Annotated in this window: 6 protein-coding genes; 2 read left to right on the top strand and 4 right to left on the bottom strand. The window is 65.8% G+C overall.

The window, feature by feature from the left end; genetic code table 11:
- Positions 1–363 precede the first annotated feature (363 nt).
- Positions 364–1,119, bottom strand: coding sequence for a hypothetical protein (locus tag HCA58_RS07320; protein ID WP_169596972.1), 756 nt, complete (start codon positions 1,117–1,119; stop codon positions 364–366).
- A 1,604-nt stretch (positions 1,120–2,723) separates the two neighbouring features.
- Here HCA58_RS07320 and HCA58_RS07315 point away from each other — a divergent pair.
- Both HCA58_RS07315 and HCA58_RS07310 read left to right on the top strand, forming a co-directional pair.
- The gene (locus tag HCA58_RS07315) at positions 2,724–3,515 is read left to right on the top strand and encodes a CBS domain-containing protein (protein ID WP_169596971.1); all 792 of its coding nucleotides are present in this window, start codon (positions 2,724–2,726) and stop codon (positions 3,513–3,515) included.
- Complete coding sequence (locus HCA58_RS07310; protein ID WP_169596970.1) at positions 3,512–4,687, top strand: DEAD/DEAH box helicase family protein; 1,176 nt, start codon at positions 3,512–3,514, stop codon at positions 4,685–4,687. Before HCA58_RS07315 ends, HCA58_RS07310 begins: the two co-directional genes overlap by 4 nt.
- Positions 4,688–4,968: 281 nt before the next feature.
- On the opposite strand, the gene HCA58_RS07305 is transcribed toward HCA58_RS07310, so the two are convergent.
- The 3 genes from HCA58_RS07305 to HCA58_RS07295 all read right to left on the bottom strand — a co-directional run bounded on the left by HCA58_RS07305 (position 4,969) and on the right by HCA58_RS07295 (position 6,481).
- Positions 4,969–5,370 (bottom strand): Imm1 family immunity protein, encoded by a 402-nt coding sequence (locus tag HCA58_RS07305; protein WP_169596969.1) that lies wholly within the window; start codon positions 5,368–5,370, stop codon positions 4,969–4,971.
- A complete protein-coding gene (locus HCA58_RS07300; RefSeq protein WP_169596968.1) occupies positions 5,367–5,720 on the bottom strand; it encodes a DddA-like double-stranded DNA deaminase toxin in 354 nt (117 codons plus the stop codon). Before HCA58_RS07300 ends, HCA58_RS07305 begins: the two co-directional genes overlap by 4 nt.
- Positions 5,721–5,953: 233 nt before the next feature.
- The gene (locus HCA58_RS07295) at positions 5,954–6,481 is read right to left on the bottom strand and encodes a DUF6244 family protein (protein ID WP_169596967.1); all 528 of its coding nucleotides are present in this window, start codon (positions 6,479–6,481) and stop codon (positions 5,954–5,956) included.
- Positions 6,482–6,768: the final 287 nt, after the last annotated feature.

Below are 6,768 nucleotides of genomic sequence, written 5' to 3'. Positions count from 1 at the left end.
CCGGTCAGGATCCAGCGGGACGGGATGCGTCTATTTCTGGTCGGGTCGGACATTATGGCTACCGAGGCCGGAACATGAATCCGTCGTTACTGATCCGAACGCGAAACAAACGTCCAGTGAGAGGGTGGTTCGGAAGGCTATGTCCGATATGGGTTTGACGGTTCGTTAGAGGCCCTGGTGGTGGGGGTTACGTGGACGTCGTCGGCGTTGCGAGGGTGAACAGGCCCGCTTCGGGTTCGGTGAGGATCTGGCGGACGACGAGGCGTTTGAGTTTGGCGCGGAGGTTCTCGGTGTCCTTCGCGGTGGTGCCGGACCTCCACCGGCCTTCCGGCGAGGGCGGAGGCGGCGCCGCTCACGGGTCGGTTACACGCCGATGCTGTGCGGGTCGGGCGGGAACTCGTCGGTCATGGCGGAGACGAACTCCAGCTCGACCGACTCGGCCCCCGGGATGACGGTCGCGTTGAACTCCAGGATCACCTGCCGGCGGAGCGACACCTGGGAGGTCCGCTCGTTCCAGTCCGGCACGATCACCGTGATTTCGCCCTCGTGCGCGTAGGTGTCGCCTCGGTGCATGAACCCGGAGAAGCTCACCTCCGCGCGCACCTTGACGGTGCCCACGTAGGTCTCGCCCTCCAGCTCCTCGGCCTCGTCCCAGATCATCGTGTCGAGGACGGGGGTGACCACGTCGATCTCGATCTCGTCGACGTAGTCCGGCAGGTCCACTTCGTCGAAGTACAGGCCGTGCACCTCGAGGTCGTCCTCGCCGTCGCGGTGAACGGGCTCGTCGGTCAGGTCGTCGCAGGCACCGACCAGCGCCTTGCGCAGTAGCTGCTCCACGGTGGGAAACGAGGCTGCCGCGTCGCCGAACCGGCGCTGCCGGGCCTGCTCGTCCCGGATCCGATCGAGGGCCGTCCGGAAGGACACGCCGTCCTGGGCGGCTCTCGCCCGCACCATCGGATAGTCCGCCGCCAGCTTCTCCATCGCGGCACGGATCGAAGTGTTCTCGTAGTCGGCCAATTCCTCGGCCAGCTCCGACTCGTCCCGGATGACGCCCAGGGCCTCCGAGTACGAGATGTCGAAGCTCTGGGCGAGTCTCTTGGCCTGCGAGTTTTTGCTCATGACGATGTCCGTCTCTCCCTCGTGGTGCCCACGCCACCACCGAGGGGGTACGGCATCCGCCATCGGTGATCATCTTCTGCGACGAGCTTTCGGCCCTTGTCCCTCGGTGTCGCGCAGGGGGCGTGGGCCGCGGGCGACAGGAGAAACGGGTGGCGCAGAGCCACCGCATCCACCAGGATAGCTCGCCGGTGCGCGGTCGATCCGAGCGGGCCACTGACCGCCGGTGACGTGAGGGCGGCGCAGGTGTCCCGGCCGCGACTAACGGCGGCACACGGGCGACCATCGTGCGGCACGAGCGCACACCTCCGCGCGCCTTCCCCATTTGGTCATGGCAACTCGCGACCAACCTGCCCCACAGAACATCGCAATCGAACTTTGTCTATCAATTCGATCGCTCTCCACGCTGCCGCCGGTCGGACCCACCCGGACACGTGTGGACTACCCGGGAAACGGCGGGACGTAGGGCACGCTCGTCGGACGAGCAGCCACCGAGCAGCCAAACGTCCACAAGGGACGGAAAAGCAGAAAGCCTAACCCGCGTTTCCGCAGGTCAGGCTTTCTTGATCTTGTGCGCCCGAAGGGACTCGAACCCCTAACCTTCTGATCCGTAGGAGGAAGGGTAACCCACCTTCCCCACCGAATACAAAGTCTCATAGCTCGTACTGTTTTGCAAGCCCTTCGTCCACGCGGAGGGCTTTTGTTTCGGCTGGTCCAGGCGCTGCAGGCGACTCTCGCGCGCCGTTCGGCTTCCACGGCCTGCGCGACCTCTGCCCTGGAGATCATCCATCGACCGGAGACCTTCACTACCGGCACTCGCTGGCCGCCCATGGACACAGTGCCGCCTCGATGCGCCTGACTGCGGTACCAAGAATACGCGTTTCCACCGCCGAAGGTGGCCACGCCTTCGGCCAGCGGGATCAGGTCAGGACCCGCATCCATGATCGACAACCTTCCTCCAGCAATTCCAGAGCTGGCGGGAGACCGCTAGAAAGGCCATAGTATGCCCGGCCACCGACAGGACGGCGAGGTCGAGACGAGAGCCCTTTCAAGGTGTTTTCGTCCGGGACAGCGGCTGTCGTTCGACAGCCGTCTGCAGGTCCCCGCACGACGGCAGCGCTCTACCTGCCCACCGCGACGACCCAGGAGCTGAGGCCGACGGCGATCAGCTCGCCGAGTACCGGACTCAGCGCCCCCCCGCGGCCGGCGGAGTATCGTCCGTCGATCCAGAGGCACGGCGGGGACGGTGCCTGTCACGCCTGCGTCGACAACTTCTTCCCCGACGGACATCTCGCCGAGGGTGCGGGCACGGGCGGGTCGTGCGGCAGGTTGGTCGCCGCGATGCTATCGGTGATCCGGCTCCTTCCTGCCCGTCGGACGCGGTACTCGCTCCCGCATCCAGTCCGAGGGTTGCCAGCCGACCGCGGTCAACGCCTCGGTTATGAGAACTGGCGATAGGTCACGGCCGGCTACGCGAAGCGGCCCTAATCGGGAGGAAGTAGCTCTACTTCCGAGTTAGTTGTGTCATCGAGCCGCTAGGCAGGCCGGGGCTGGACGAAATGGCATGTCCCAGTAGGCTCAGCGCGAAGCAGTGAGTTGCTGGGGAGGTGGCACGACTGAGCCGCACGACGCCGCAGCACAACTTCCTGCGTGTGGGTCAGGTGGTGCCGACTGATCAGGAGGTGGCCACTTTCGAGATCGCGACGTCGGTCTCGGACGCGCTCACGATGATGGCCCATCACGGCTTCGATCAGGTGCCGGTGACATCTAACGGCGTGGTGGTGGGCGTATTCAGCTACCGGTCACTTGCGCTGAACCTCGGCGTCGTACGCCGGCAGGACAGCCCTCTGTCCTACCCTGTCGGCGATTTCCTTGAAGACCTGGCCTTCGTCAGATCCGGCTCTGAGGTCGAAGACGCGTTGGATGCGCTCCACCAGAAGGGGGCGGTCCTGGTCGGTGATGAGGAGCGACTGCTTGCGGTCGTCACTGCCGCCGACGTGAACAGCTACCTTTGGACCGCGACAAGGCAGTTCATGATCGTACGCGACGTCGAGTTGGCGACGCGCTACCTGGCTCAGCGGGCGTGCGCTACCGAGGATGAGCTCCGCGCTCTTGTTGCAGCAGCTCGGCCCGCAGACGCCAACGGCACCGCCGCTGCGCGTCTAGAGGATCTGACCTTCGGCGAGCTGATTTCCGTCATCAACAGTCCCGAGCGGTTCGGTCGGGACTTCAGCCGCACCTTCGGCAGCAGTCGCGAGTTGGTCTTCTCCATGCTTGAACCCGTGCGGGATGTCCGCAACAAAGTCTTTCACTTCCGCGACGCGGTAACACCGGATGAAGTTGACCTTGTCATGAATGCCCGTGTGTGGCTGCAGCGCAGGGTCAGGATGGTGCAATGACCGCTCGCACACCTGCTCATATCCTGCTCGCCGAGCGGTTGGACCGCGTCCGCAACGCGCGTCATATAGTGCTGCACGCACCGGCCGGTTCCGGTAAGACGCGGATCCTGGCGGACATTATTGCCCGCGCCGCTGAATCCGGTCTCGTCCTGGTCGTGTCCTCGCGTCGCGAGCTACTCGCGCAGTGGGCCATGGTGTTGCTAAGGAACCACGCCGCCACACCGCTACGCGATCTGGACCCTGACCTGGCGTTGGAGCTTGCCAGCCTCTCGCCGACCCAGCCCCACCACGACCACGGGGTTCTCCTCACGACCACGGCAAACGTCCGGCGCGGTCCTGTACGGCTCGCGCTGCAGTCGCTTCCCTTGGCCCTATTCCTCCTCGATGGCCTTCCGAGGCCCGACAGTGCCACGCTGGCCGCCGTCATCGGCATCGTCGACCGGGCTCGTCAGACCATCGTGGTTGACCAAAACGCACAAGAGGACACGCCCTCGTGGCTCCAGCATCCCGAGCTGGTTCAGCTCACCTTGGCTGAGGTAATCGCCATGAGCAGCAAGAGCCACGTCAGTCCAGAAGACTATGTGGTGACGCTCGGCGACGGTGAACGCGCGATCTTTCAGCAGGCCGCGACATTGCTGGACAAGCGACACGGCATCCGTAGCCGACCCGCCCTGCACTCGGCACTCATGCAGTTGATCAGTGAGGGGCAGGTTACGAGCCGGGACGACCAGGGCCGCGTGAAGATGGCATGGAGCCTTGTTGACTCTCTCGAAGGCCTCGGCCCAGATCCACGGTTGGCGGCGATGACAGAGGCGGTCCTGCACAGAAAGCAGTCCGGCCCCGTCATCGTGGTGACTGGTCCCTTGCGTGCCGAGGTCGAGTACGTGCGGGATCACCTGACCGCCCACGGAATCCGGACAACTGAGTGGACGATGCAGGATCCGCCGCAAGCATTAGCTACGGCGGCCGACCGCGACCCACTCCCTGTCATCGTTGCCACCCCCAGCGGCCTGGAGGTAGGTGAATCACTACTACAAGACACCACGCTGGTTTACTTCACCAGACCGCGAAGCGACACCGATCGTGCGTGGCTTCTGAGCGCACTGCATACCGGCATGGCTCGCGGCGCAGTTCTGCCTGTCGATGAACCGCCCATTGCATCCGGAAGCTGAGCTAGCTAGCGAGGCTGGTCCGACTCCAGCGGGGTCGGTGAACCGGAGTTCGGCCGTCGCTTCCGCCTCGCCGCGTCGCCGTAGTCCGGCAGTTCGTTCGCGGGGCCTCCGGAGGGCAAGCTTGGGCTCTAGACCACGGACACCTCCGACGCCAGGCAGCCCCGTCGTGCCGCCCGCGCACTCAGAATGACCTGGCACGCTCGCGCGCCGGCCGGTGCTAAGACGGAACCAAACGCCTACAGGCGTGAGGATCTGGTTGCTACTCGAATCAAGGCCATGGGTCAGGATGAAGGCCGCGCCTCGCTCCAGTTCACGTTCGTGGGGCGCTGCCGGGTGACGACGTACTCGACGACCGCGGCGCGGGCGGCGGCCGGCGTCGTACGGACGAGGTCGGCGGAGATGTCTACCAGGCCGGTGTCGGGAGACTCGTAGACCGTAATCGCTTTGTCAGGTTCCTGGTCGGCGACGTAACCACCGTCAGGCAGCCATCGCACCGCTGCCCGGCCGGCGTCAACGTCGATGTCGACGCGTAGTACGGGTAGATCGCCGGTCCCGATGGTGATCGTCTGTCCACAGCCTCCATGGGGCATGATCGTTTCGATCTGCTCGTCGAAACGACGGCCCGCCTCCTGCGGGTTGGTCAGTTCGTAGGAATGGCCGTGGTAGTCACGCAGCAGCATCAACGGGTGATCCTCTCTCCGGTGCCGGTGTAGACACGGTGCCACCATGTAGCTCCGCCGTCTCGGGTGACCCACACGCGCAGGCGGCTTCCTTGCGGAAGGATGGCGGGTAGGACTTTGTCGCAGGTCCAGGGGTAGGCCTGGTCGCGGTCGTTTGTGCCGCAGACCGTGTTGTCAACCGCCAGATCGGCCTCGACGCTACCGGTGCGGCGCATCCGCGCCGCGGCCTTCGACTCCGCGTGGTCGTAGAAGGTGACGGGAGGACCGCGTAGCGGGTCGTGGTCAAGGTCAGCGGCAAGGGACCGGTCACCGCCGCCGGAGAAGAAAACCTCTTCACCGTTGAACAGCCCCAACGTGGGACGGGTGCTACCAGCGGGCCGTGCCTGCAGACGACCAGCACCCGGCCGCACGCTGTCCGGCAATGTACCGGGGTCGACTGGTACCCAGTCCGGACCCACGGGCCGGGGCGTATCTGCCGGCGAGGTGGTGACGTCACCGGGCAGGACTGCGTTTGAGCTGGTTGCGTTCTGGTCGAGATCGGAGGGAAATGTAGCGGGCGGTCGGGTGCCTTCGCCGCCGCCCGCGACTAGTTTCCCAGGTCACCGACCTGCCGGGCCTGCGCCAACGCCGTGTCGACGTGCTGCCGGGCCTCCACCCCGCGGCTTCGAAGGGTCGCCAGGATCTGCAGTATCTGTTGCAGCCGGGCCAGTGTCGGACCGGGCTGCCCTCCCTGCAACACCGCCGTGACGAGCCGTCGCGCCTCGTCGACGGCGGCTGCAGCCCCAGTGACATGACCGCTCACGGTGGTCAGCGCGGCCAGCACCGGTGTGAGCGCGGTGATCGTCTCCTGCGGCGACGGCTGCTGCGCCACGGCGCCCACCGACCGCGACGCCTCACCCAGAGCGCCACCTGCCTCCGTCAGTTGGGACCGGGCCTGCCCGAGTACCTCCCGTACCCGAGCCAGCCCCACCGTGATGCCCACGAAGCCTGAGGCCACCGCCCTGGCGGCGATCTGCTCGATTGCCTGGTCGACCGCCCCGATCTCCTGCTGCGACCGGTCTGCCCCCGCCGCCATCGCCCGCAAATCGGCACCAATGGTGTCGGTCAGCGACATCGAGCCACCCTCCGCCTCAGAGTCCACAAGGACCGTGGAAGCGTAGAGACCGGTGGCGCGGGAACACAACCAATCAACGACGGACGCGGCCGGAGCCCCGATCCGGAAGTGCCGGTTCATCGGCGACACGAGCCACCGTGAGATCGCCTGCGCCCGCGGCGCTGGGGCCGGGCGCCGGTCCTGATACAGCCGTCCCCCACCGACCGGGTTAGCCCATGGCGCAGAGCGAACCCGACATCGTCATCGACGATGGGTCTGAGTTGCTCGATCTGCTGCACGAGGCTGAG

The sequence above is a fragment of the Micromonospora sp. HNM0581 genome, from assembly GCF_012726175.1.
Lineage (GTDB): Bacteria > Actinomycetota > Actinomycetes > Mycobacteriales > Micromonosporaceae > Micromonospora.
The sequence above is the reverse complement of the archived record's forward strand: the minus strand, read 5'-3'. Positions and strand labels throughout refer to the sequence as shown.

Excerpts from the sequence above, each read along its gene's own strand:
- HCA58_RS07320 (WP_169596972.1), bottom strand. The coding sequence starts at position 1,119 with ATGAGCAAAAACTCGCAGGCCAAGAGACTCGCCCAGAGCTTCGACATC.
- HCA58_RS07310 (WP_169596970.1), top strand. The coding sequence starts at position 3,512 with ATGACCGCTCGCACACCTGCTCATATCCTGCTCGCCGAGCGGTTGGAC.
- HCA58_RS07295 (WP_169596967.1), bottom strand. The coding sequence starts at position 6,481 with ATGTCGCTGACCGACACCATTGGTGCCGATTTGCGGGCGATGGCGGCG.